Origin of the sequence: Actinoplanes sp. NPDC051859, assembly GCF_044452725.1 — a bacterium.
Lineage (GTDB): Bacteria > Actinomycetota > Actinomycetes > Mycobacteriales > Micromonosporaceae > Actinoplanes.
The window spans coordinates 181124-205646 of record NZ_JBITBX010000011.1; the positions used below are offsets into that span (position 1 = coordinate 181124).

Below are 24523 nucleotides of genomic sequence, written 5' to 3' on the forward strand. Positions count from 1 at the left end.
CCGGTGCACCATGGCCGCCGCCGGTGACGACCTCGACGGGGGAGTAGTCGATGTCCGACTCCAGAGCGATCCTGCGTATTTCCGCATTGGGCTCGATGCAGGTGCACCGAGGCCCCGTACCGATCGATCTCGGGCCGGCGAAACAGCGGGCGGTGCTGGCGGCGCTGGCCCTGCACGTCGGCCACCCCGTCTCCATCGACTGCCTGCTCACCCTGGTCTGGGGCGCAGCTCAGCCGGTCAGTGCCCGGCAGTTGGTGCACACGTACGTCGCTCGGCTGCGCCGCCTGCTGGAACCGGATCTGCCGCCCCGGGCGCGTACCAACATCATCAGTTCCGGACCCGGCGGCTACCGGCTCATCACCGGCCGGGAGCTGGTGGACATCACGCGATTTGAGCTGCTCTACCGGCAGGCGAAACAATTCCTGTGCGCTGACGAGCCGTCTCGGGCATTCGAATTGTTCGGTGAGGCGATGCGGTTGTGGCGCGATCCTGAGCTGGCCGAACTGTCCGCCCTCCTGAACTCTGCGGAGGCGTTGGATCTGCTGCGCCGGCGGTGGTCCGAGGCGGCATTGGACTACGTCCGCACCGGGCTCGACCTCAAGCAGGCGGCGGCGGTGCTGCCCGCCGCGCGCCGGCTGGCGATCAGTGAGCCGATGAACGAGGTCGCTCAGGCGCTCTACATCGTCACGCTGGAGCAGACCGGGCGCCGGGCCGCCGCGGTCCGCCACTTCGACGACATCCGGGTGATGCTCAAGGCGGAGCTCGGGGTGGGGCCGGGTTCGCAGCTGTCCGATGCGTACCGCGCGGTGCTGGCCGGCGACCATTCGGGGCCGGGCCGCATCGTCGTCTCCGGCGCGACCACCGAACAGACCCGCCCGCCCTGGTACGGCCGCGGCCCGGGACTCGGCCCGCTGATCTATCGCGACCGGGACCTGGACGCCGTGCTGTCGCTGCTGGCCGAGCAGCGGCTGTTGACGATCACGGGCCCGCCCGGCTGCGGCAAGTCCACCCTGGCCCTGCGCGCAGCCGCCGGTTTGCGGGACAACCTGCTGGGCGGCGTCGCGGTGCTGGATTGCGCGGAGATCACCGCGTTGGCGGGCTTGGACCGGCAGCTCAGCATGTTGCTCGGCGCCGAGCCGGGCACTGCGCCGGCCCGGGCGGTCGGCGAGCAACAGCTGCTGATCGTCCTCGATGACGTCGAGCATGTGCTCGATGCCTGCGCCGAGGTGGTCGATGACGTCGTCCGCTCCTGCCCGAACGTGTCGGTGGTGATCACCTCACGGGAGCCGCTGGGGGTGCCGTACGAGACGGTGTGGCGGTTGCAGCCGTTGGCGGTGTCCAGCGCCGATGAACTGGACTGGGGTGCGGAGCCGCCGGCCGTGCAGGTGTTCACCCGGCGGGCCGCTCAGGTCAGCCCGGGGCTGCGGCTCGGCGCGGACGACCTGCGGACGGTCGCCGAGCTGTGCGCCCAGCTCGATCATCTGCCGCTCGCGGTGGAGCTGGCGGCCGAGTGCCTGGCTACCGAGACGCTGGATGAGGTGGTGCAGCGGCTTGAGGATCCACTGCGGGAACTGAAACCGCCGCGGCGCGGGCAACCGGCACACCATCGGTCGTTGCAGGCTGCATTGCTGCGCAGCCTGCACTGCCTCAACCCGCAGGAACGCTGGTGCTTCCTGCGGCTGGGCGGGTTGCCGCTCTCCTTCCGTGCCGCCCAGGCCGAGGCGGTGTGGGCGGCGTCGCCGTACGGGCCGGTGGACGGTCGCTCGATGCTGATGGCGCTGTGCGAGAAATCGCTCCTCTTCGTCCGGCACGACCTGGCCGGCCCGTTGTACGGCAAACTGCGTCTGGTGCACCGGTTGGCCGCCGATCTGGGGTCGGAGCGCCGGTATGCGGAGGCCCCCGCCGTCACGATCTGATCAGCTCGCCACCTGGGCGGTCGGGGCGCGGTCCGGCTCGGCGATCCGGATGCCGATCCGACCGTGCAGACCGTGCGCGGCGCTGACCCGGGCCATCAGCACGGCGAGGGCCTCCAACTCCCGGCTGCCCTCGATGCCGCCGGCGTCCAGCGGGTCGAAACCGAGCCGGCGGGCCAGGTCGAAGACCGCGGGCTTGGCGTCCGGCGGCCCGGCCACCGGCAAAGTCACCGCACCCCCGTCGATCCGGGTCGCGGCCAGGTGTTCGGCAGCGACCGTGTTGAACGCCTTGACGGTGCGCCAGCCGGACGCCGCGGCGGCGATCAACTCGCCGCCGGACAGGCCGGGCGGCACCACCCGGTCCCGGCAGAAACCCGGATTCGTGGCGTCGATCAGGGTCCGCCCGCCGCCGCACCGGCCGGCCGGTCCGGACATCAGCCCGGCCGCCACCGGGTACGGCAAGGCGAGCAACACCGGCCCGGTGTGCCGCAGCACGAAGTCCAGCGTGGCAGGCGTGGACTCGGGTGGCACGCTGCGTGGTCCTCGGCCATGACGTGCGGTGCACAGGGCGGTGGGGATGGCTGCGGCGGCGAGCGCGTGGGCCAACGCCGTGCCCATCCGGCCTGCGCCGATGATCCCGACGGTCACGACACACCGGCCGGGTCGTAGGGCGCCAACGCCGCCCGCAGCTCGTCCGGAATCGGCACCGGTTCCATGCCGTGCGCCGCCCGCCGCATGCACGCCACGGTCTGGCGGCCGCGGGCCAGCAGTTCCTCCCGGTCGTCGGTGCAGCGGACGTAGTCGAACGTCATGGTCGCCCGGTTGCCGGTTATCCGGTCCAGCCCCATCCGGATTTCGAGCCGGTCCCCGGCGTAGCCCTCCGCGTAGTACTCGACGGCACAGTCGACGGTGACCAGCGCCAACTCGCCGGACAGCAGGGCCACGACGCCGGGCGCCCGGTCGAGCAGGAAACCTTCGCGGCAGTGGCCCTGCCAGCGTACGTAATGCGCGAAGTAGACGTTTCCCACCAGATTGGTTTCGTCGAAGGTGACGACATGCCGGTGGATGTAGTGGCCGCTCATCCGCGTTCTCCGGTTCCCACGCTGACCGCCACCGGCCCTGAGGTGCTGTCCAGGACGATGCTGTGCAGCGTGACGTCTCCCGCGGTGGCGATCAGCCAGCCGTCCCGGACGCCGGTGACGGACAGCGGCGCGTTCGGCGGCTCGCCGAGCTTGCTCAGCGCCTCTCGGCAGGTCCAGATCTGGACGGCCGCCGCGGCGCTGCTCGCCCGGCCCACCCGGGCGGCCTCGGCCGCGGCGGCCTGGTCCGTGGTGCTCAGCGGCGGCGTCGCCGAGCCGACCCGCTCCCAGTCGACCGCGACCCGGCCCGGCCCGGCAGCGACCAGCAGCACCTCGTCAAGATGACTCGCCGATACCCCTCCGGCAGCGTCCCGACCCGCGGTCACCAGCCGGCCGTCGGTGGCGTGCGTGACCGGGGTGCCGGCCAGCCAGCTCGCCACGGCCTCGGTGTGCGACGGAACGCTGCGGTCGGCGTAGGCAGTGGCTAGCCGCACCGGCGGTGGCTGCGCGAGCCGAGCCAACGTCCGTGTGAGGTGGGCGCCGACGAGTTCGAGGGGCCAGCGTTGCAGGCCGGTGTCCCGGACGGTCCGCAGCCGCAGGCCGGTCCAGTCCTCCACGACGGCGCCGTCCGGGCCGGTCACGGTCAGGTCGAAGACGAAACCTTCCGCGTCCTGAGCGCGCTGGCGGGCGGAGACGACGAGCCGTCCGGCTAGGGGCCGGTGCAGCCGGATGCGGTCCACCCCGACCGGCAGCACCAGCCGGTCCGGCACGCAGGCCTGCAGCAGATGCAGGAAGGCGTCGCGCGCGGCCGCATCGCCCAGCCGCAGCCGCTGGTCCAGGTAGGCGGAGAACCACGGGCCGTCCGGGTCGGCGTCCACGACCGCCACGCATCCGTACGCCCCCAGCACCCGATAGCCCCGCACTCGACGGAACCGGGGTCCGTGGAAGAACAGCGGTCCGTAGAGGTGCGCGGCGCTCAGCTCGACCCCGGCCAGCAGGTCGGTTGCCGGGTCCGGGGTGGACGCGGGACCACTGATCCGGGCAGTGAAATGGTCGGTGGCGAAGCCGGTTTCGGCGCTGCGCAGCACGACATCGGTGCCATCGTCCCCGGCCAGCGCGGCTATCCGCAGCGCGCGTCGGTCCCGGTCCGGCACGGTCACCGGATGGGTGAGCCGGACGTCGGTGAATTCGACGGTCTCGGTGCCGCCGGTCAGCACCGCGGCGCACTGGGCCATCGCTTCCAGGCCCATGACCGCGGGCAGCACGGCCGTACCGTCGATGCGGTGGTCGGTGAGGTAGGGATCGGTGCCGGTGGAGACGTCGACGGCGGCGACCAGCTCGGTGCGCGGGGTGTGCACCAGCGGCGTTTCCGGGAAGCGCCCGGTCATCGGCTCGTCGGCGCCCTGCCAGCGCAGCACCGGCCCGGCCGGCAGCCGTCCGGCGACCAGCACGGTCGGCGGCAGCTCGGGGGTGGACAGCAGGCGCAGCAGCGTGGCGACCCCGGCGTCCACCGCGATCGGGTCGAGGCCGCGCCGGATCAGGGCGTCCAGCACGCCGAGGCGTACACCCATGCCCGCGCCCGACCACGCCGACCACTCGATGTTCAGCCACCTGACCTGGGGATGTGCTGCCGCCAGCTCGGTGCAGCGGCGAGCCAACCACTCGTTCGCCACCGCGTAGTGCGCCTCGCCGGCCAGTCCGGTGCGGGCGATGACCGAGCCGAACGTGACCGCGAATCGCAGCTCAGCGACGTCGAGCGCGGCGAGGACCCGGTCGAACCCGACGTTCTTGCCCGCCGCCGCCGTGGCCAGGGCCGTGACGTCGAGCTCGGGAATGGGCGTCGGCTGGTTCTGCCCGGCGGCGTGGATCAGTGCCCGGATCGGCCCGTGCCGCCGGCGTACCTGCGCCAGGGTGGTGGCGACGACGGCCGCGTCGGTGATGTCCACGGCGTAGTAGTGGGCGTTGGGCAGGCGAGACAGGGTGGACTGGACGGCCGGGTCGGTCGCTGGCGCTCGGCCGAGCAGCACCATCCGGGCCCCGGTCAGCCCGGCGAGGGCGATCGTGCATTCGGCGCCGATCCCTTTGGCGCCGCCGGTCACCACGCAGACCTCGCCCGCGCGCAGCCCCACCTTGCCGGCGTCGACGGCGGCGAGCGGCATCGGCACCATCTCCGGGGTGTGCCGCTCACCGGCGGTGAAGATCACTTCCGTATACGGGGCCAACTCGCGGCGGGCCTCGGCGGCAGCCCGGGCGATGCCGGCAGCGTCCGCGGAGGTCTCGACCACCAGCACCGGCACCTGGGGGAGCTCCGCGAACAGGCTTCGGCCCACCGCGGCCCCGACGCCTTCGTGGTGCAGGATCACCAGCGGCACCCGGTCCTGGTACGCCGCCTGCAATGCCGCCACGATGTCCGCGGGCGGCGCCGGGGCGGGCCAGGGCGGCACTGCGAGCAGGTAGGCCGGGTCGCCGCCCGCGGACCTGCCGAACGCCGCACGGATCTCGGCGGCCAGCGGGTGTTCGGCCAGGTCACCGAACACCGTGAAGGAACGGTCCACCGTGGCCGTCGTCGGTGTGGCGGCTGGGGTGAGGACGGGGACGAATGCGCGTACCCAGCTGGTGACTCCCGCGGGGGGAGCTTCCCCTGAGCCGGCAGCGGGCAGCTCGCCGACCGTCTCGGCAAGCTCGCGGATCGTGGCGTTGCTGAGTGTGAGCGGGGCTGCGGGCAGCGCGCGGCCCAGCCGTGCCGCGACCGCCGCGGCGATCTGACCCACCCGCAGCGAGCTGAGGTGCAGTTCGGCGAGTAGCCGGGCATCCGGTGCCAGGGACTCGGCGTCGAGTTCGAGCACCTCCGCGACACAGGCCAGGGCGACCGCCAGCGGGTCGCCGCCCGTGACCTCCACTTCGGCCGGCGGGACCACCGCGGGGGCCGCCGGCACGAAGGGAACGGTCGGGCCGGGAATCGCCTCGCACGGGTTGGTCAGCAGCACCCGGTCCCGGTCCAGGTCGTACGGCCGGGTGAACCGGCCGGCGAACCAGGGCGCGAGCGTGGTGCAGCGCCCGGCGGCGAACAGTGCGGCGGTGACCGTCGCGGCGCCCTCGGCAGTGGGTGAACCCGCGTCCAGCGAGACGGTCGCCTGTGCAGCCAGCCCGGCCATCATCCGACCCGGTCCCACCTCGACGAACAGGTCGGCGGTCAGCCGCTGGACGGCCTCCGCGAACCGGACTGGCGCGGTCAGCTGCCGGACCAGCAACTCGACGAGGTCCTCGTTGGACAGCCAGTCGCCGGTGACGGTGGACGCCACCGCCCGGCGCGGTGGCAACCAGGTGACGGCGGCCGCGGCAGCTTTCAGCCGTGGCGCCGCCGCTTCCATGGCGGGGGAGTGGAAGGCGTGTGCGACCGGCAGCCAGGTCGCGCCGACGCCGGTCCGCGCTGCCGCGTCGATGACCAGGCCCACCTCGGTGCGACTGCCGGAAACCACCGTCCGCTGCGCGCCGTTGTCAGCGGCGATGACGACGTCGGTGCCGTGCAGCAAGCCAGCAGCGGTGCCCGGATCGGTGTGCAAACTTGCCATCGCACCCGGCACGGGGTCCGCCTCGGCCATGGCAGCGCCCCGCACGGCCGCCAGCGCGTAGGCGTCCGCTCCGCGCAACGCGCCGGCCCACACCAGGGCGCCGAGCTCGCCGAGGCTGTGGCCGACCGCCTCGTCCGCGTCGGCGCCGAGCGCGGCGAGCCAGCGCAGCCCGGCCAGGATGCCGCGGACGATGGCCGGCTGGGCTACCTCGGTGCCCACCGTGGCGTACGGATCCTCGCCCAGCGGCAGCCGGTCGGCGTACCCGGCGGGCAGCGTGCCCAGCAGTCGGCCGAGTGCTCCCGGCCCGGCGTAGCAGGGCGCCGCCTGCCCGGGGAACAGCAGCGCGATGCGGAGCGGGTGCGGGCCACCCACGAAGACGCGACGGGCCGGATCGACAAGGGCGGTGTCTCCGCCGGCCAGGTGCTCCTGGGCGATGCGGACGGCGGTGGTCAGCTCGTCCGGGTCGGTGACTGCGGCGGCGAACCGCCACGGCGAGTCCACCGGAGACTGTGCCAGTTCCGCGGCCAGGTCGCCGAGCTCGCCTCGGGTCAGCGTGGCGCTCACTGCGCCGAGCCGGTCGAGCTTCGCGGCCAGCGCCGCCCGGTCGGATGCCGCGCAGACGACGACCTCGTGACTCGGGTTCGGAGCGGACAACCGCTGGTCGGCTGGGCTGAGCCGGCGGCGCCGGGCGGGCGCGATGCCGCCGACGACCCCGTGCACGTTGATGCCGCCGAAACCCATGGCGCTGACCGCGGCATACCGGCGGCCGACCGGCCACGGCCGGGCCTCGTCGAGAACCTCCAGCTCCGCGCCGGGCTCGGCCAGCAACGGGTGTGGTTCCGCGCAGCCGGTCGTCGGCGGCAACACACCCTGGTGCACCGCCCAGATCGCTTTGATCAGCCCGGCGACCCCGGCCGCCGCCTTGGTGTGCCCGATGTTCGCCTTGACGCTGCCCAGCGCTGCGGGACTGTCGGCGCCTCGGCGTAGGTGCCGCAGCGCCTCCAGCTCAGCCTGGTCGCCGACGGCGGTGCCGGTGCCGTGCCCCTCGACCAGGCGGACGGTCGCCGGATCCACCCGGGCGTGCTCGTAGGCGCGGCGCAGGGCCAGACCCTGCCCGGCTGACTCCGGCCGGGTCAGCCCGCCGCTGCCGTCCGACGACATCCCGAAACCCAGCAGCTGACCGTACGTACGCAGCCCCCGCTCCCGCGCCCACGAGTCCCGGCACAGCACCAGCACGCCGCAGCCTTCGCCGGGCAGGAAGCCGGTCGGGCGCCGGTCGTACACCCGCATCTCGCCCTGCGCGAGGGCGCCCACCCGGGCGAAACCCACCAGCTCGAACGGGTCGAGGCTGAGGTCGACACCGCCGGCCAGCGCCACATCGAGGCGGCCGTCGGTCAGTGCCGTGACGGCGGTCGACACGGCCAGCAGCGACGACGCGCAGGCACCGTCCACGGTGTAGCCGAAGCCGTGCAGGTCGAAGTGGTTGCACACCCGGCCGGCGATGGTGTTCGCCAGGGCCCCGGACAGCGTCTCGTCGGACGGTTCCGGGAAGGGCGCCTTGTAGGCGCGCTCGATCGCCGCGACCAGTCCGGCCTGCTCGTCGGTCGGCACCGCCGAGTCTGTCAGCGCGGCGAGCACCGACTTCCGGACGTACGGCCACCGGGTGCGCAGCGAGGCGGCGCGGCTGAACTCGCCGGTCAGCGAGTTGCCCAGCACCACGCCCGTGCGGCCGCGGTCCAGCCCGTCGCCGTCGGGGAAGCCGGCGTCGGCGAGCGCCGCCGCGGCCACGTCGAGGGCGAGCCAGTGCGTCGTGTCGACCGCTCGGAAGGTGGGTCCGGCCACTCCGAAGCGCCGCCGGTCGAACGTCCAGTCGCTGATCAGCCCGGCCCGGGTCACGTACGTCTGGTCGGGGGTGTCGCCGCCGTACTCGGCCAGCGGCAGCCGTTGCGGGGGCAGCCGGCGGAAGGACCGCCGCCGCGACATGACGTTCTGCCACAACCGGTGCGGCGAGTCGGCCTCCGGGTAGCGGCACGCCATCCCGACGACGGCGATCTTTTCGGCCATGCTGGTCCTCCTAGCCGGCAACGCGGGCCGTCTCCGGCGCCGGGGCTGCGACGACGGGCGGCTGCGGGATTGCGGGCTGTTCGTTGCGGCGACGCCGAAGCTCGCGGACGAGGGTGAACAGGAAGCGGCCGGCGCAGACGATGGTCAGCGCGTAGAACAGGCCGAAGGTGATGTGCCCGACGACCAGCAGGCCGTAGACGCCGGCCGTGGCGCCGCCGAAGAGGACCTGGTCGCGGGGGCGCGACGGGGTGGTCTGCGGGTCGGTGATCATGTAGTTGGTGAACAGGATGAACGCGACGCCGGTCATCACCAGCAGGCCGGAGGGCAGCGAGTCCGGGCCGAGCGCCCAGCGGAGGACCGCCTGGAGCGCGAACCCGCCGACCCAGCCGAGGATCAGCGGCATCCGGTTCGTCAACTTGGCGTTGATCATGGTCCCGGCCATCAGGATGCCGGCGGGCAGCGCCCAGTCGATGACCGACCCGACGTTCTCGGTGAACTGGTACGGCGGCGCGATGGCGACCCAGCTGAACAGCACCAGCGTGAGGCTGATCCCGAAGTTGCTGGGATTGAGGAAGTGCTTCATGACGCCGTCGACCCGGATCCGCACCAGGTACTTGCTGGCGATGGCGAGCGTCACGGCGAACACGGTGGGCATCAGCCGCTGGTTGCCGTACAGCAGCATTGCGCAGGCCAGGGCGGCGATGTGCGCGGGCAGCAGGAAGTTGATCACGTTGACCATGCCGCCCCGGTAACGGGGTGGCCGGTCCTGTGCCCAGGCGTCGAGGGATTCGAATGCCAAGCTCAGGCCGTAGGCGACCACCATCGCCACGATCGGCGTCAGGTAGGCCTGCTCGAAGCCCAGGAAGGCGTGCCCGAGGATGGTGAACACGGTGATGGAGATGGCGAACCGGCGGAGCGCGGTCAGCCCCTTGGCGGAGCGGGCGGGCGGGGGATTCAAAGTCATCGCAAAGTCCTCCTGCGGCGGCGGTGCCGGCTGCGTCAGGCGCCGAGGGTCAGGTCGTGCCAGCCGGGGGTCAGCGTGCGGGTGGTGGTGTGCGTGCCGGTGGTGTCCCGCCAGGTGACGGCGACGGAAACTCCGGCGCTGGTGCTCGCGCCCAGCCCGAACATCAGCTCGGGGGCGTTCACCCCGGAGTGCCCGTTGGCCGGGTAGAGCTGGGAGCGCAGCACGGTGCCATCGGCCCGGGTGACCGTGACCGCGGCACCGATCGCAGGCCGCGGCTTGCTGCCCGCGCCGACGCCCGGCAGCAGCAGCCGCAGGCCCAGGTACGCCCGCGGCGCCCCGGTGTTGTGCAGGAATTGCGACCGGGCCCACTGGTTGGCGATCAGCACGTCCAGCCGGCCGTCGTGGTCGACGTCGGCGACGGCGAGGCCGCGGCTCGGCCCGTGGTTGTCGATGCCGAGGTCCCGGCCGATGTCGGCGTAGCGGCCCTCGGCCGTGCGCACGAAGAACGGATCTTTCTCCCAGCCGGAGATGTCCGCGTCGTCCTCAAAGGTCGGCCACGCGCCCGGGAAGCGCAGCACGTCGTCGTTGGCCATGGCGAGTTCCTGCAGGTTGGCCCAGCGGTTCACGGTGCCGCGGACGAACCCGACCGCCTGCATCAGCTCGTCGATGCCGTCGCCGTCAAAGTCGGCGGCTTTCACGTCCCAGCCCCAGCCGGTCCGGGCCAGGCCGAGCTTCTCGCTGTCGTCGCGGTACGGCGCATGCCCGCCTGCGAGCGCGTCCGTGCCCGTACTGACGAAGGCGAAGTTGCTTTCCTGCAGGCCGCGGGCGACGGTGATGTTGCTGACCACCAGGTCGGGACGGCTGTCGGTGTTGAGGTCGGTGAAGGCGACGCCCATGCTCTTGAACGAGTCGTCGCCCAGCGCTTTGGACTTCGGGGTGTCGAGCACCCGGCTGCCCTTCAACACCTCGAACGCGATCTTTCCCGGTGTCGAGCGGTTGTGCAGCAGGTGGTCCGGGCCGAAGTCGTTTGCCACGTACAGCTCGGGCAGGCTGTCGCCGTCGAGGTCCTGGGCGCCGGTCGCCAGCGTCCAGTGTCGGGTCTGCGAGGGCGTCAGGGCCTTCGACGCGTCGGAGTAGCGCGGCACGGCCACGCCGTCGACCACGTCGGTTCGCTCGAACCGCAGGATTCGGTTGGTGCCGGCGTTGGCTGCCCCGGACATCGAGTCCTGCATCCGCATCAGCGGGTCGTTCTTCGCGGCGGCGTCGAGCACCCGCGCGCCGTCCGGGAAATAGTTGCCGATGAACAGGTCCAGGTGGCCGTCGCCGTCCAGGTCCAGCACGTTGGCGGTGGAGCTGTTCCAGATCTCGGTCGGGTGGGGCACGATGTCGGTGGCGCGGAACGCGTCCGGTCCCAGCGCCACACCGGGCCGCCGCAGGTACGCGACCGGCGTACGCCCCCAGAAATGCACAAGCACGTCGGTCCAGCCGTCCTCGTTCAGGTCGGCGGGCACGCAGCCCATCGGCGCGGTCGTCATCGCGTCGTACGCCAGCCCGGCCGGCAGCAGCGCAAACACCGGGAACCGGCCGGGGCCCTCAGGCGTGGGCCGGACGGTGACCGAGTCGTCCCGCGGGTCGACCAGGCAAGCCTCGCCGGGCAGCCCGTCTCCGTCCAGATCGGACAGTCCTGCTGACGCGCCGACCGCCGAGATCCAGGCGCGGATGTGGTCCAGCCCGGGCTGCACGACCCGCCGCGTCCGAGCGCCGGCCGGGTCATCGTTGACGTCGGTGATCGCGAAGTCGAACCGTTGGGCCAGCGCCGCGGTGTCCGCCTTCGGCGCGGCCGGTGACCGGGTGAACCACCCCGCGGTGATACACAGCCCTGCGGCCAGGACGACCACCAGCGCGGCCCGTCCGCTCTGCCGTGCCTTCATGCCACATCCTCTCCACGCGCCGAGTCGACCTCGGCCACGGCCGCTGATCGTTGAATGCGCAGCCGCCACTCGCGGTAGTCGTCCGCCGTGCGGGCCATCCCGCCGAGGTGTTCCCGTGCGGCCCAGGTCCACTGCGCGGCCACCGCAGGCGTGACCCCGGCGAGGATCGGCACCGCGAGTTCGGCGTGTGCGGGGGTGAAGCCGCTCAGCCGCCAGGCTTCGGCGCCGAAGGCCGCGCCCTGGGCGACCGCCGCGCGATGCTTGGCGCCCCGCTCGGCGAGCAGCCCGTACGTGTCCGCGTCGACCCCGCCCGCGTAAACCGCGGCCAGCGCGATGCCGCTCCACAGGTCGTCGTGGTGCTGCTGCGGCATCGTGCCGACCAGGGCGGCCAGCCGGTCCGGGTCGCCGCAGGCGCGGAACCAGAAGGACCGGCCCACACCCTGGTACTCGATCTCACACGTCGCCGTGCAGGGGCGCCGGTGCTCGCGCCACCGGCCGAGCTGCTGCGGCGTGGCGAAGAACGCCTCGCAGAACCCCTTGCCGTCGTACGCCAGCCAGCGCAGCAGCGGTGCTTCCACCCCGATCCGCCCGAGCCGCCGCCGGTGCAGCTTGGCGAGCGCCCAGCCGTTGCCGACGTGCATCAGATAGGTGTACCGGTCGCCGTACGCCGAGCGCAGGGCGGCCGACCGCCGGGTGCCACTCGGGCGGACGGCGTCGAGCATGGTGGCGGCCATCGCGGCGCCTTCAGCGGCGAGCCCGCGCCGGACCGGCGGCACCCCGGACAGGTCGGGTGCCCGGTCCGGGGTGGTCGCCAGCTCGGCGTTGAAGCCGTCCAGGAAGGACCGGGCTGCCGCTTCCAGGGTTTCCCGGGTCGCGGCGGGTCCGGTAGCGAACTTTCGCTCCTCGAAATCGACGAGGCTGTCCTTGAGGACCAGCAGCCGGCGCCAGCCCCGTGCGGTGTGCGATCCGGTCATCGTCGACCTTTCCCTGAGACACTCGACCCGCAGTCGAACACGGCCGGGTTGCACGTTTCTGTACTGACCTGGACCGGACTGGATTCGCTGGTCAGCTCAGTTCCACGGCATGGTGGGGAAGGCACCGAAGCCGAAAATGGCGGGCACGCGGACGTCCCAGTAGACGACGAGGAAGACACCGAGCGCGATCAGAGCCGCCCCGGCGATCCGGATCGTTCGCTCGGGTTGGCGCGGCCGGTCCACCCGCCGGTTCGCGGTGGCTCGGCCGATGAGCGCGATCAGGCCGACGAGCAACGCCACGATCAGCACGTTGCCCAGCGACTGCAGGACGAACGCCAGTGCGCCGTACAACGGGTTGTGCGTCGCCGCCGCGTATTCCAGGAGTTTGTCGAACAGCGGATAGGGCCGGCCGATCAGGAACCCGCCGATCAGCGCGCCGAGCGTGATGAGTCGTGCCTTTGGCCGCTGCGCGAACGGGTCGGGCAACACGCCTAACGTGCACAGTCCCAGATAGACGAACGCCAAGCCGATCAACCCGAAGACCACGAAGGACTGGACCAACCGCACGGGTACGCCGTTCGCCAGCACCCGTTCGGACAACTGCGGCAGGCGTTCACCGAGCAGGACGGCGATGACGCCGTACAGGGCGGAGACGGTGACCATGCCCGTCGCCAACCACCCGAGGCCGGTCAGCGCCGACCGGGTCCGGCTGGTCGGGGAACCGGTCAGCTGCGGCAACGCGCCGAACACGGCGATGTTGCAGGCGGTGAACGTGCCCGCCAGCCCGGTGACGAAAGCGAACACGATGCCCGCCGCGGCCCCGCTGATGGCGGTTTCCTTGGCGTCGTACCCGAGCAGTGAATTGGCGGTGTTGTCGCCGATCACCCCGTCGACAAACTCGAACGACCAGACGACCGCGAGGACCAGACCGATCAACACCCCGACCGCGACGGGTACGAGGGCAGTGGGGCGGCGGATCGGCGCAGCGGCCGGGCTCTCCACCGGCTGGGACAGGCTCATCGCGACACGTCCTCTCCCACGGCACTGAACAAGGCCTCGAACAGGGTGATGCGCCGGTCGGACTGCGGCACGGTGAGGTGCAACTGGCCGGACTCGGGTGGCACCGGGACCGGTGCGGGAGCGGGCAGCAGCCCACGGATGCCACGGGACGCCAGTTCCCGCTGCACCGCGCCGTCCGGGTTGGCGACCACTACCCAGGGAATGTCGGGATGACCCGGCTCGACCGCGAGGCCGGCCTTGGTGAGGAGCGCGACGAACGGTGGTTTGACCCGCCGGAGCCGTTCCCGGACGGCGGCCAGCGGATCACCGGCGGCCAGCACCTCCAGCGCCGCCCGCAACGCCAGCTCGCCGATCGACATCGGCGTAGCCAGCTCGCGCACCCGGGTGGCGATTCCCGGCGAGCAGACCGCATACCCGGCCCGCAGCCCGCCCCACGAGTACGCCTTCGTGAAACCGCGCACGACGACGAGGTTGTCCGCCTGCCCGACGACGGTGGCGGCGCTGTCCGCCGGCCCTAGGTAGGCGGCCGGGCTTTCGTCCACCACGAGCGCCGCGCCCACCTCCGCCGCCGCCTGAGCGATCCGCAGGATGTCGTCGAGGGCGAAGACGCTCGCGTCGAACGCGGGTCGGTCGAGGTGCACCAGCGCGGGCTGATACCGGCTGATTGCGGCGCGCAGTGCGGCGACCGAGGCACGTCCGGGAACGATCTCGATGTCCGAGCCGCGCATCGTCGCCCAGGCCGACAGGTCCGGATGGGTGTCCACCGGCGCGAGGACCGGCCCGGAATCGGCGAGACCGCTCAAGTCATGCAGCAGTGCGGTCACTCCGGCCCCGAAGACGAGCTGGTCGGGTGTCACCTCCCGGCCGAAGTACCGGCTGACCACCGGTGCACCCCGCACGCTGCCGTACGGGTCGTCGACGGGGTAGTGCCCGGCGACCTCCTCGGCCGTGGCGGCGAGACCGGCCCAGGCCGCCGCCGGCGGCGGGTCGAGCAGTTCCGTCTCGTCGTCCGCGTAGCGCAGGTCGAGCCACACGTCGCCGGCGTCCTCGCCCCAGCCGGTGACGGCCAGCGTGCTGGGTGGACTGGGCACCGCGCGGGCAAGGATCATCATGCCGGGAGGTCCACCGCCGGCTCCGGGAGAGGTCAACTCCACATGCTCCACGCGGAAGCCGGCCGCTCGGACGAGTTCGGCCAGCTCGGTCGGGTGGTAGCAGCGGACGACACCGGCGCGCCCGGTCAGCGGGTCGAAGTCGTCCGGCGCTGCCGGCTGGTCCACCACCAGCACCCCGCCGGGGCACACTCGGCGGCGGATCCCGGCCAGGAACCGCCGGTGGGACGCTGGCCCGCCGGTCCAGCTCCAGCCGGCGCAGACCGCGGCGTCGAAGTCTTGGCCCGCTGCGTCCGTCGACAAGGCAGCGCGGTCCGAGCCCTGCGCAGCCGGCGAGCGGGTGTCACCGTCCGGCCCCGGCGCGCCCGGTGTCCAGGTGGCGATGGTCCGGCCGGGTTGGGGGAGCGTGGCGGTCCATTCCGCCGTGGCGGTTCCGGCGAGCAGGATGCGGTCGCCGGCGAGCCACCGGCCCAACACTGCGGCGGGCATCAGCGGCCTCCAGCTAGCAGTTCACGGACGGTGGCGCCGCTGCCCGCCGTCAGGGAGACCTCTGACGGCTCGTACAGGCAGAAGCGGTTGCCGGTCGGGTCGGTGAAGTGGATGGTCCGGCCGATGTCTTTCGCGCCGACCTTGCGGCCGCTGAAGGTCAGCCCGGCGGCGGACAGCTCGGCCGTGGTGCGGTCGATGTCCGGAGTGTGGAACACCAGCAGGTAGGTGTCCTGGCGGATCTCGCGCGCGTCGGCCGCCCGCAGCGCGGGTTCCAGCACGATCGGCACTGTTCCGGTGGCGAAGATGGGCACGGCGGGATCGGGTTGTCGCAGCCCCAGCACCGTACGGTAGAAGGCGGTGGCGGCGGGCAGATCGGTGACCCGCAGGTGCAGGCCGGTGATGCGGACGGGTGGATCCGCCGCCCGGAAGTGGTGGCCGTGTGGATCGGTCGTCAGTGTCGTGCCGCCCGCGCACACCATGGTCAAGCCGTCGGAGCCGGATGCCGCGAAGCGGGATGCGGGGGAGAGGTTGAGCGACAGGATGAGCGAGCCCGCGTCGTATTTCACGACGCCGTGGCGGTGGTGGGGGTCGTTGTCGGTCTCGATGACGTCAAGGCCGAGGCGGTGCTCCAGAAACGCGCGCTGCGCGTCCAGGTCGTGTGCCTCGAGGAAGACGTAGAGCAGCGGAAGATCTCGAACAGTCAAGGGGAACTCCTCGCGTCCGGGCCTCCGCAGGAGCCTAGGGACGGATCTACCTAACGGCTTCTCCTTCCTTGCTTCCTTCGGGTTTCCGGCTACCCGGGACGTCCGTCTGGTGCCACTCTGGTCAGGACGGACCTAAACCCTCCAGATGGGAGCATCATGATCACCGGATCGCACGTCGTGCTGTACAGCACCGATGCGGACAAAGACCGGGCTTTCCTGCGGGACACCCTCGGCCTCAAGGCGACCGACGGCGGTGGCGGCTGGCTGATTTTCGCCCTGCCGGCGGCCGACGCGGCACTGCACCCGGCCGACAACGTGCCGCGCGGCGAGTCGGGGGATCTCAGCGAGTTCTATCTGCTGTGTGACGACGTCAAGGCGACCATCGCCGAGCTGCAGGGCAAGGGCGTCGAGATGTCCGAGGAGATCGAGGACAAGGGCTGGGGCCTGATGACGTCGATCCCGCTGCCCAGCGGCGGCAAGATCGGTATGTATCAGCCGCGGCACCCCTCGGCGCACAGCTGAGTCGTCGTTACGGCCGGTAGCGGGCGCCACCGGAGCGCGTCGGAGATCGGCGCGACTCCGGTCGCGCCCGCACCGATGCGCTACTCGATTCTGGTCCGAATCATGCCGCCTTTGTTGTCCACCGAACGGTGCTCGACCATCTTCCCGTCTTTGAAGGTCACCACGTCCTGACCGGAGAAGCTGGTGGGGCGGTTGGTCGGTTTACGGCCGAGGAAGCGGCCCCGCTGGGTGCCTTCGAGCTTCCACCGGAACGTCACCATATCGCCGTCGGACTTCATCTCCTCGATCGAGAACTTGGCATCGGGGAACGCCGTCCGCAGGTGTTCAATCTTCAGTTTCAGGCCCAGCCGGTCGCGCGACGTCCCGGGCATCGGGGTCTTCTCGAGCTCCTGCTTCGCCTCGACAAGTTCGTCGACGATGTCCACTTCCCCGGTGTTGAACGCCTCGGTCATCCGCCGGATGGCTGCTTCGTGATTCTTCTGCCTCTCTGCCTGTGTCATTGCCGTACCTCCTGCATTCGTCGAGCTCACGGACCTATCCGTGTGCCCGTCCGACTGCCGATCCTAGGGACGGCGCAGGTCGATTGCTTCTCTTAGGTTGCTGGTTCAACCAACCGGCCCGCGGCCGCCCGGATCCGGTCGAGCAGGGACAGTTGCTCGTCCAACGCCGGCATCCGTACGTTGGTGAACAGCACGTGGTCGACGGCCAGATCCTCGAGCCGACGCAGATCCTCCACCACTTGATCGGGTGAGCCGCCCAGGAACGGCCGGCCCCCGCTCATCGGGTCTGCGGTGATCGGGGTCGCGGCCCGCACCACGATCGACAACCGGCCGGGGTCCCGTCCGACGCGTGCCGCCGCCGTCCGGAACCGGCCGATCGCCGCGGTGAGCCGGTCGAGCGTCATCGAGGTCGGATTGAAACCATCGGCGATCCGGGCTGCCCGGTCTATCGCGGCGGGTGCGGTGGCACCGACGAGCACTGGCGGGCCGCTGGCCTGGTAGGGCTTGGGATCGAGGTGGGCGAGCGGAAACCGGTAGAATTTGCCGTCGTGCTGGACCGGGTCCGGCGCCCACGCCGCCCGGAGTGCGGTCACGAACTCTTCGAGCCGCTCGCCCCGCTCGGCGAACGGGACGCCGGCCATCTCGTACTCCTGCCGCATCCAGCCCTGCCCCAGACCGACCACCACGCGCCCGCGGCTGAACTGGTCGAGCGTGGCCAACCGGCGGGCGAGCACAGCGGGGTGGTGCAGCGGGGCGGTCAGCACGCTGGTGCCGAGCCGGACCCGGGAGGTCCGGGCAGCGAGGAAAGACAGCGTGTCCAGCGGCTCGAAGGTCCGCTGGTAGTACATCGGCAGCGGCCGGGGCGGTCCCGGCGGCTGGTCGACGTCACCCGCCGGGCAGAGCATTCGCTCGTGCGTCCACACCGCGGCATACCCCGACTGCTCGGCCGCCACCGCCATCCGAACGATCGCGTCGGCGTCGGCGTACGGCCCCGAGGTCAGCAGGTCCACTCCCAGATCCATCCGCGTCCCCTACCCGGCCGCACATTCGGCGTCCGCCTCGGCGAGCGCCCGGGCGATGGTCGCGCAGTGGTCCGGTTCCAGCCGCGGATTGGTCTGCACAAAGGCGATCCGCTGCAACAGCCGCATGCTCTCGTCCATGAAACCCGGCGGGTACGCCCGCCCCGGCGCGTACTCCCACGGGTTGGTCCGCGGATCGATGCCGACCTGGGCGACCATCGCGCGGAAGTTCGCCGCCCAGTGCGCCCCGGTCGTCGGCAGATAGCGGTCGGTGCTCATCGCCGCGTAGCAGTGTTCGATCTCGCCGCCGGCGAACAGCTCGCGCGACGTCGTGACGTGCCGGATGCCCCGGGACCGGACGGCCCGCACGAAAGCCTGGCAGGCGTCCTCGCTGGGGAACAGCAGCGGGGTCATCCAACCCGAATCGCCCGCCGGATCGTTGCCGGCCACCCGCCGGTACGACCGCGCGGGCCCGGCCAGCTCGAAGATGAGGTCGCGGGATGCGCGCAGCCGGTCCAGCAACTCGTCCAGGCGTTCCAACTGGGCCAGCGCCACCGCACCGGTCAGCTCGTTCATCCGAAGGCCGGTGGCCGGCATGATCCGGTCGCCGAGCTCCAGGCCGCGCTTGCGGGCCGGCAAGGTCCGCCCGCCGGTGTAGAGCACCGCGAACTGGTAGAGCGTGTCCGAGTTGGTCATGAAGAAGCCGCCGTCCCCGGCCGCCAGGAACTTCATGAACTTCGTGCTGAAGGTGGCGGCGTCGCCGATGCTGCCCAGCCGGCGGCCCCGGTAGCTGACCCCCACCGCCTGGGCGTTGTCCTCGACCAGCGCGATGCCGTGCCGGTCGGCGAGGTCCCGCAGCCCGCCCATGTCGCAGGCCGCCCCGAACAGACTCACCGCCATGATGGCCCGGGTCCGCTCGCTGAGCTGCCGCTCGACGTCGGCGACCGACAGCCCGAGCGTCTCGTCCACCTGGGCGATGACCGGCACCGCACCGCACAGGATCACGGCGTCGGCGCAGCCCACCCAGGTGACCGCCGGGATGATCACCTCGTCGCCGGGGCCGACCCCGATGCCGAGCAGCGCCGCCGTTAGGGCCGCCGAACCGGATACCGTGGCGTGGACGTGCTTGACCCCGAAGAACTCCTCCGCCGCGGCTTCGAAGCGCCCGACGAACGAACGCGCCGCGGGCACCTCGTAGCGCCAGAGGCGTTTGCTGCGCAGCACCTCGAGGACGTAACGCTCCTCGGCGTCGCCGGTCAGCTCGGCGCCCGTACTCGTGTAGGGAATGTCCAGATAGGCCGACAGCCCCGCCGCGCGCAGGGCGGTGGCGTAACGCTCGTCCCCGACCGCCTCGCGAATCAGGGACAGCACCACGGCCACGGCCGGGGGCGGCGCGGTCTGGGTGAGGTGCCGGACCACCTCGGCGATCTCGTCGTCGTCCTTCGAGACGAACGCCTTGCTGAACTCGTCGTAAGCCTCGTCGCCGGCCAGCGCGGCGTACGCGGCGAGCTGCAGGTTCTTCACCGCCTGGCGGGATCCGGCCGGTGAGTCGTCCCCGGCCAGGGTGGCGAGCGCAGCGCGGAGGTCCTTGAAATCCATCGCCGCCGCCTCTACAGGTCCGCGTCGAGGATGCGGCGGATCTCCGCGCCGGTGGCCCCGGCCATCGTCTGCTCGGACGGCTCGCACAGGTGGTAGTGGTAGCCACCCGGGTCCGAGAACGTGGCGGCCGTCCCCAGCCGGGTCGGCTCGGATTCGCTGGTGAACTCGAGCCCGCGCGCGGACAGCTCGGCCACCGACTCCTTCAGGTCATCGGCGTGGAAGCCGAACGAGACGCCCCGAGAACCCTCGGTCGCCACCCGGTGCAGCGCGGCGTGTTCGCCGACACCGACGTGGTGGGTGGTCAGCAGCACACCGCCGCCGTCGTACTTCACGACGCCGTCCGGAACCGCGGTCACCCCGCGATGACAGGTGTTCTTCTCCACGGGGTCGAGGCCCAGCGTGCGCTCGTAGAACTTTTCGGTGTCCGCCAGATCCTTGTTGTACAAGAAGATGTAGAGCAGCTCCCGGCCGCCGTCGCCCGCGCCGCGCAGCGCGTCGATCTTCCGGCCGCTCGGCCAGGTCATCGCCCCATCGCCCACCGCATACAGCGACAGCCAGTGGCCGTCCGGGTCGTAGAACTCCGCCATCGTGCCCGCCCGCGACGTCTGGACGGGTCCGATCTTGGCGCCGCGCTCGTCGATCGCGGCCCGGGTCGCCGGCACGTCGTCGACCAGCAGGGCCAGTGTCAACGACCGGTCCGGTTCTCCGAGCGGCACCTCGTCGGTCGCCTGCTGCAGAGTCAGGAGAACGTGGCCGACCGGGTAACTCACCGACGTGGCATCGGGATCCAGCGCCCGCAGGCCGAGAATCTCCTCGTAGTAGCGTCGCGACTCGGCGAGGTCGCGGACGTGCAGGGTGACGTACATCAGGCGCGATCTGGTCAGCATTACTCGGACTCCCGACCCTCGATGACGCTGTAGCCGTGCTTGGTCGACGTGCTGGCGGACAGCTGCAGTCCCGCCGTACGGAAAAGTTCGGTGAAGTCGTCCGCCGTGCGTTCGCGGCCGTGGCAGCCGACCAGCATCAGCAGATCCATCAGCAGACCGGGACTGGGCCCGTCGCCCGGCGGCAGCAGAAAGTCGACGACGAGCACCCGGCCGCTCGGGCGCATCGCGTGGCGGCAGTTCGACAGGACCGCGGCCGCCTCCTCGTCGGGCAGGCCATGCAGGACGCTCTTGAGGACGTAGACGTCGCCTGCCGGCAGCGGTTGCTGGATGTCGCCGGCCACCGCCGTGCACCGGTCGGCGAGCCCGGCCTTCGCGAACACCGCGCGGGCGTCGTCGAGGACCCGCGGCTGCTCCACCAGCACCCCCCGGACGTCCGGGCGGCTGCCGAGCACCGCAGCGAGTAGCTCGCCCCGACCACCACCGACGTCGACGACGGTGTCCACGCCGGTGAAGTCGAATCCCGCCAGGGCGTGCGCGACCGGCACGGTATGCCGCGACATCATGTCGTCGAACACGTCGCCGGACTCCGGGTGAGCGCCCAGATAGGCAAAGAACTCCTCGCCGAACAGGTGCTCGAACGCGGGCTCGCCGGTTCGCACGCTGTGCTCCAGCGCGCCGAACGCCTGATAGCTGACCCCGCCGGACCAGAGCGCGAACGGCAGCACCGACCGCGGATCGTCCGACCGCAGCAGCTCACCGAGCGGGGTGAGGGCGAATCGGTCCGCGCCGGCGCCGGCAACGAAACCGTTCCCGGCCAGCACCCGCAGCAGCCGGCGCAGCGCATCGGGGTGAGCGTCGACGGCCTTCGCCAGGTCGGCGCTGCCCCGGGGCCCGCCCGCCAACTGGTCCGCAATGCCGAGCCGAGCCATCACAAAGACGGCTTGTTGCAGCTGATTACCGACGAGCAGCCGGGCGAGACTCTGGGCCGCGGACGCCGACGGTGCCGAAGTGCTGGTCATCGTGACGGCTCCCCCTGATCGCCGAGTGCCGCGATCGTAAGCAGACGAAGCGGGCGTATCTTTCTCCTCGCTTGCTCTCTCGGCGGCCGGCCCGATCTACGCTTCGTCGATGGACGTGATCGCCTGGCTGCTCGACACCGACCCCGCACTGCGCTGGCAGGTGCTGCGCGACCTCACGGACGCGCCGCCCACCGAGGCCGCCGCGGAGCGCTCCCGCGTCGAGCACGAAGGCTGGGGCGCCCGCCTGCTGGCGTTGCAGGCCGCGGACGGCATGTGGGACAGCGGCACACTGTTCCCGGCCGGGTATGCCAATGGTGAACCAGGTCAGCCCTGGACGACCACGATGCACACCCTGCAGACGTTGCAGATCTTCGGCCTCGATCTTGCATGCGCGGCAGCGCGCCGAGCAGTCGCGTTGGTCGCCGAGCACGGCCGCTGGGACCACGACGGCCAGCGCTACTTCGACGGCGAGGTGGAGGCGTGCATCAACGGCCGCACGATCGAGGCCGGGGCGTACTTCGGCGTCGACGTGGCACCCATCGTCGATCGGATCGTGGGGGAACGACTCGCCGACGGCGGCTGGAACTGCTACCCATCGCAGCGATCCTCGATCGACACGACGATCGACGTGCTGGACGGCCTGGTCGCCTACGAACGCGCGACCGGCGGTTCGACCGCCGTCCGCGAAGCCCGCCGCAGCGGCGAGGAATATCTGCTGGTCCGCGGCCTATTCCGCCGGGCGAGCACCGGCGAGGTCATCGCCCCCGGCTACCTCGACGCCGCCTTCCCGTACTACTGGCACTACGACGTGCTGCGCGCGCTGGACTACTTCCGCGCCGCGGGAGCCGCGCCGGATCCGCGGATGGCGGAGGCCGTCGAGATCATCCGCGGCAAGCGGCAGCCGGACGGCCGCTGGCCCCTCGACCGCGTCCATCCCGGCCGCGTGCACTTCCCCGTCGACGGCGACGTCGGGGAGCCGAGCCGGTGGAACACCCTACGCGCGCTGCGGGTCCTCGCCTGGTGGGACACGGCCACCCCCCCACCGGGCTGACCTGACCTCCTACGATGATCGCCATGAAAGACATGATCGTTGTCGACGGGCTGGTCAAGTCCTATGGCGACGTCCGGGCCGTGGACGGGGTCTCCTTCACCGTCGGCGAAGGGGAGTTCTTCGGACTGCTCGGCCCGAACGGCGCGGGCAAGACCACCACCCTCGAACTGGTGGAAGGCCTGCGCCGTCCCGACGCCGGCACCGTCTCGGTCGCCGGGCTCACCCCGTGGCCCCGCAACCCTGCCCTGCTGCCCCGCATGGGCGTCCAACTGCAGGCGTCCAGCTTCTTCGAGCGGTTGACCGCCCGCGAACAGATCCGGACTTTTGCTTCGCTGTACGGCGTACCGCCCGGCAAGGCCGACGAGATGCTGGCCGTCGTGGGGCTGGAGGAGCACGCCAAGGTGCCGGCCGAAAAGCTGTCCGGCGGCCAGGCCCAGCGCCTCTCCATCGCCTGCGCCCTCGTGCACGAACCGGACCTGGTGTTCCTCGACGAGCCGACCGCCGCACTGGACCCGCAGGCGCGCCGCAACCTGTGGGACCTGCTCCGGCAGATCAACACCGCCGGCCGCACGGTCGTGCTGACCACGCACTACATGGACGAGGCCGAGCTGCTCTGCGACCGGGTCGCGGTCATCGACGGCGGCCGCATCCTGCGTACGGGCGCGCCCGCCGCCCTGGTCCGCGACCTCGACGCACCGACCCGCATCGGCATCGAGAGCGGCCTGCTGGCGGCCGACGAGGCCACCCGGCTGTTTCCCGCCGACCAGGTGGACGACGACGGCATCTCGCTGACCATCACCACCCGCGACGCGGCGCACGTCCTCGCGGGCCTGGCCGAACGCAACGCCCTGCGCGGCCTGCAGGTCCGCGGCGCCACTTTGGAAGACGTTTTCCTCGACCTGACTGGACGGGAGTACCGGGCGTGATCGACTGCACCGCGGCGAAGCAAGGGCCAGGAGAGCACGCCATGGAAGGCACCGGCGTGATCGACTGCACCGCAGCGAAGCAAGGGCCAGGAGAGCACGCCTCGGAAGGCACAGCATGAATAGCTTCGTCAGTCTGTCCCGGGCGATGCTCCTGGGGTTCGTCCGGGACAAGGTTTCCGTGTTCTTCACGATCCTGTTCCCGCTGATGTTCCTGGTGCTCTTCGGCGGTCTGCTCGCCAACCAGGAAGCACCGCGCGTCGAGGTCATCCAGATCGGCGCGGTGCCGGTGTTGGACAGCGTGCCAGCTGCTGCGCGTACCGAGCTCGACAAGGTTCTCAAGATCGGCAAGTCGGACTCGGTCGACGCCGCTTTGGAAGAGGTCCGCCGCGGTGAGGCCGATGGTCTGATCCGGCAGGAGGGCGACACGATCCGGGTGGACTATTCGGCCGCCGACCGGGTCCGCGCCGGCACCCTCCAGGCCGTCCTGGGCCAGGTGGTGCAGGGCGCTAACTTGGCTGGCCAACCGCAGCGGTTCACCCTGCGGTCGGAGCAGGTCGAGGACAAGTCGCTCAAAACCATTCAATACATCACGCCCGGCTTGCTGGGCTGGGCGATCGCCACCGGCGCCACCTTCGGCGCGGCGCTCACCCTGGTGTCGTGGCGGCAGAAGAAGATCCTCCGCCGGCTCCGGCTGTCCCCGGTCTCCACCGCCAGCGTGGTCCTGGCCCGGGTCGGCACCAGCGTGATCACTGCCCTGATCCAAACCGCGATCTTCATCGGCGTGGCCATGCTGCCGGTCTTCGGGCTGCAACTGAGCACGTACTGGTGGGTGACCATCCCGCTGGTCGTCCTGGGTACCCTGTCGTTCCTGTCGATCGGCCTGCTCGCAGGCGCCTTCGCCAAGACCGCCGAGGGCGCGAGCGGCATCGCCAACCTCATCGTCCTGCCGATGGCGTTCCTGTCCGGCTCGTTCTTCCCCCTGGACGGCGCCCCGGCCTGGCTGCGCACCATCTCCCAGGCGTTCCCGCTGCGCCACCTCAACGAAGCGATCCTCGACGTCATGGTGCGCGACCAGGGCCCGGCCAGCGTCCTGCCGGAGTGCGGCATCCTGCTCGGCTTCACCGTCGTGGTCTCGGCCATCGCGGTCAAGCTCTTCAAGTGGGACGACGTCTAATTCGTTA

The 24523-nt window shown here is 71.4% G+C and carries 19 protein-coding genes; 5 read left to right on the forward strand and 14 right to left on the reverse strand.

Going from position 1 to position 24523, the window contains the following annotated elements; genetic code table 11:
• Nucleotides 1-50: 50 nt before the first annotated feature.
• A complete protein-coding gene (locus ACIA1L_RS26025; protein ID WP_396075535.1) occupies nt 51-1916 on the forward strand; it encodes a BTAD domain-containing putative transcriptional regulator in 1866 nt (621 codons plus the stop codon).
• Here ACIA1L_RS26025 and ACIA1L_RS26030 read toward each other — a convergent pair whose 3' ends face one another.
• From ACIA1L_RS26030 to ACIA1L_RS26070, 9 genes are all read right to left on the reverse strand, one after another.
• On the reverse strand, nt 1917-2561 hold the full coding sequence (locus ACIA1L_RS26030; protein WP_396075536.1) for an NADPH-dependent F420 reductase: 645 nt from the start codon (nt 2559-2561) through the stop codon (nt 1917-1919). It lies immediately after the preceding gene.
• Nucleotides 2558-2995: an acyl-CoA thioesterase gene (locus ACIA1L_RS26035; protein WP_396075537.1), complete on the reverse strand. Its 438-nt coding sequence runs from the start codon at nt 2993-2995 to the stop codon at nt 2558-2560. The genes ACIA1L_RS26030 and ACIA1L_RS26035 overlap by 4 nt, the downstream gene beginning before the upstream one ends.
• On the reverse strand, nt 2992-8628 hold the full coding sequence (locus ACIA1L_RS26040) for an SDR family NAD(P)-dependent oxidoreductase (RefSeq protein ID WP_396075538.1): 5637 nt from the start codon (nt 8626-8628) through the stop codon (nt 2992-2994). Before ACIA1L_RS26040 ends, ACIA1L_RS26035 begins: the two co-directional genes overlap by 4 nt.
• A gap of 10 nt (nt 8629-8638) precedes the next feature.
• Nucleotides 8639-9592, reverse strand: a complete 954-nt coding sequence (locus tag ACIA1L_RS26045; protein ID WP_396075539.1) for an enediyne biosynthesis protein UnbU — start codon at nt 9590-9592, stop codon at nt 8639-8641.
• A 35-nt stretch (nt 9593-9627) separates the two neighbouring features.
• The gene (locus tag ACIA1L_RS26050) at nt 9628-11523 is read right to left on the reverse strand and encodes a CRTAC1 family protein (protein WP_396075540.1); all 1896 of its coding nucleotides are present in this window, start codon (nt 11521-11523) and stop codon (nt 9628-9630) included.
• Entirely contained in the window at nt 11520-12497 is a 978-nt protein-coding gene (locus ACIA1L_RS26055) for a DUF1702 family protein (RefSeq protein WP_396075541.1), read from the reverse strand. Before ACIA1L_RS26055 ends, ACIA1L_RS26050 begins: the two co-directional genes overlap by 4 nt.
• Before the next feature lie 96 nt (nt 12498-12593).
• Nucleotides 12594-13517 (reverse strand): hypothetical protein, encoded by a 924-nt coding sequence (locus ACIA1L_RS26060; RefSeq protein ID WP_396075542.1) that lies wholly within the window; start codon nt 13515-13517, stop codon nt 12594-12596.
• Complete coding sequence (locus ACIA1L_RS26065; RefSeq protein ID WP_396075543.1) at nt 13514-15115, reverse strand: aminotransferase class I/II-fold pyridoxal phosphate-dependent enzyme; 1602 nt, start codon at nt 15113-15115, stop codon at nt 13514-13516. The genes ACIA1L_RS26060 and ACIA1L_RS26065 overlap by 4 nt, the downstream gene beginning before the upstream one ends.
• Nucleotides 15115-15819: a VOC family protein gene (locus ACIA1L_RS26070; RefSeq protein ID WP_396075544.1), complete on the reverse strand. Its 705-nt coding sequence runs from the start codon at nt 15817-15819 to the stop codon at nt 15115-15117. The genes ACIA1L_RS26065 and ACIA1L_RS26070 overlap by 1 nt, the downstream gene beginning before the upstream one ends.
• Before the next feature lie 156 nt (nt 15820-15975).
• On the opposite strand from ACIA1L_RS26070, the gene ACIA1L_RS26075 reads away from it, so the two are divergent.
• On the forward strand, nt 15976-16341 hold the full coding sequence (locus ACIA1L_RS26075; RefSeq protein ID WP_396075545.1) for a VOC family protein: 366 nt from the start codon (nt 15976-15978) through the stop codon (nt 16339-16341).
• An 80-nt stretch (nt 16342-16421) separates the two neighbouring features.
• Here ACIA1L_RS26075 and ACIA1L_RS26080 read toward each other — a convergent pair whose 3' ends face one another.
• The 5 genes from ACIA1L_RS26080 to ACIA1L_RS26100 form a co-directional block, all read right to left on the reverse strand.
• Complete coding sequence (locus ACIA1L_RS26080) at nt 16422-16793, reverse strand: ester cyclase (protein WP_396075546.1); 372 nt, start codon at nt 16791-16793, stop codon at nt 16422-16424.
• A gap of 140 nt (nt 16794-16933) precedes the next feature.
• Nucleotides 16934-17863: a TIGR03619 family F420-dependent LLM class oxidoreductase gene (locus ACIA1L_RS26085; protein WP_396075547.1), complete on the reverse strand. Its 930-nt coding sequence runs from the start codon at nt 17861-17863 to the stop codon at nt 16934-16936.
• Nucleotides 17864-17872: 9 nt separating this feature from the next.
• Nucleotides 17873-19459, reverse strand: a complete 1587-nt coding sequence (locus ACIA1L_RS26090) for a DegT/DnrJ/EryC1/StrS family aminotransferase (protein ID WP_396075548.1) — start codon at nt 19457-19459, stop codon at nt 17873-17875.
• Between the two features lie 11 nt (nt 19460-19470).
• Nucleotides 19471-20346, reverse strand: coding sequence for a VOC family protein (locus ACIA1L_RS26095; RefSeq protein ID WP_396075549.1), 876 nt, complete (start codon nt 20344-20346; stop codon nt 19471-19473).
• Nucleotides 20346-21365, reverse strand: coding sequence for a methyltransferase (locus ACIA1L_RS26100; protein WP_396075550.1), 1020 nt, complete (start codon nt 21363-21365; stop codon nt 20346-20348). Before ACIA1L_RS26100 ends, ACIA1L_RS26095 begins: the two co-directional genes overlap by 1 nt.
• Nucleotides 21366-21474: 109 nt before the next feature.
• Between ACIA1L_RS26100 and ACIA1L_RS26105 the strand changes: the two genes are divergently transcribed.
• From ACIA1L_RS26105 to ACIA1L_RS26115, 3 genes are all read left to right on the forward strand, one after another.
• Nucleotides 21475-22416: a hypothetical protein gene (locus tag ACIA1L_RS26105; RefSeq protein ID WP_396075551.1), complete on the forward strand. Its 942-nt coding sequence runs from the start codon at nt 21475-21477 to the stop codon at nt 22414-22416.
• 23 nt (nt 22417-22439) lie between these two features.
• Entirely contained in the window at nt 22440-23342 is a 903-nt protein-coding gene (locus tag ACIA1L_RS26110; RefSeq protein WP_396075553.1) for an ABC transporter ATP-binding protein, read from the forward strand.
• Nucleotides 23343-23457: 115 nt separating this feature from the next.
• Nucleotides 23458-24516, forward strand: a complete 1059-nt coding sequence (locus tag ACIA1L_RS26115) for an ABC transporter permease (protein ID WP_396075554.1) — start codon at nt 23458-23460, stop codon at nt 24514-24516.
• Nucleotides 24517-24523 lie beyond the last annotated feature (7 nt).

Coding starts and splice junctions, on each gene's coding strand:
- ACIA1L_RS26090 (WP_396075548.1), bottom strand. CDS start 19,459: ATGGATTTCAAGGACCTCCGCGCTGCGCTCGCCACCCTGGCCGGGGAC.
- ACIA1L_RS26095 (WP_396075549.1), bottom strand. CDS start 20,346: ATGCTGACCAGATCGCGCCTGATGTACGTCACCCTGCACGTCCGCGAC.
- ACIA1L_RS26115 (WP_396075554.1), top strand. CDS start 23,458: ATGAATAGCTTCGTCAGTCTGTCCCGGGCGATGCTCCTGGGGTTCGTC.
- ACIA1L_RS26100 (WP_396075550.1), bottom strand. CDS start 21,365: ATGACCAGCACTTCGGCACCGTCGGCGTCCGCGGCCCAGAGTCTCGCC.
- ACIA1L_RS26035 (WP_396075537.1), bottom strand. CDS start 2,995: ATGAGCGGCCACTACATCCACCGGCATGTCGTCACCTTCGACGAAACC.
- ACIA1L_RS26060 (WP_396075542.1), bottom strand. CDS start 13,517: ATGAGCCTGTCCCAGCCGGTGGAGAGCCCGGCCGCTGCGCCGATCCGC.
- ACIA1L_RS26110 (WP_396075553.1), top strand. CDS start 22,440: ATGAAAGACATGATCGTTGTCGACGGGCTGGTCAAGTCCTATGGCGAC.
- ACIA1L_RS26105 (WP_396075551.1), top strand. CDS start 21,475: ATGGACGTGATCGCCTGGCTGCTCGACACCGACCCCGCACTGCGCTGG.
- ACIA1L_RS26050 (WP_396075540.1), bottom strand. CDS start 11,523: ATGAAGGCACGGCAGAGCGGACGGGCCGCGCTGGTGGTCGTCCTGGCC.
- ACIA1L_RS26040 (WP_396075538.1), bottom strand. CDS start 8,628: ATGGCCGAAAAGATCGCCGTCGTCGGGATGGCGTGCCGCTACCCGGAG.
- ACIA1L_RS26045 (WP_396075539.1), bottom strand. CDS start 9,592: ATGACTTTGAATCCCCCGCCCGCCCGCTCCGCCAAGGGGCTGACCGCG.
- ACIA1L_RS26075 (WP_396075545.1), top strand. CDS start 15,976: ATGATCACCGGATCGCACGTCGTGCTGTACAGCACCGATGCGGACAAA.
- ACIA1L_RS26080 (WP_396075546.1), bottom strand. CDS start 16,793: ATGACCGAGGCGTTCAACACCGGGGAAGTGGACATCGTCGACGAACTT.
- ACIA1L_RS26025 (WP_396075535.1), top strand. CDS start 51: ATGTCCGACTCCAGAGCGATCCTGCGTATTTCCGCATTGGGCTCGATG.
- ACIA1L_RS26055 (WP_396075541.1), bottom strand. CDS start 12,497: ATGACCGGATCGCACACCGCACGGGGCTGGCGCCGGCTGCTGGTCCTC.
- ACIA1L_RS26085 (WP_396075547.1), bottom strand. CDS start 17,863: ATGGATCTGGGAGTGGACCTGCTGACCTCGGGGCCGTACGCCGACGCC.
- ACIA1L_RS26065 (WP_396075543.1), bottom strand. CDS start 15,115: ATGCCCGCCGCAGTGTTGGGCCGGTGGCTCGCCGGCGACCGCATCCTG.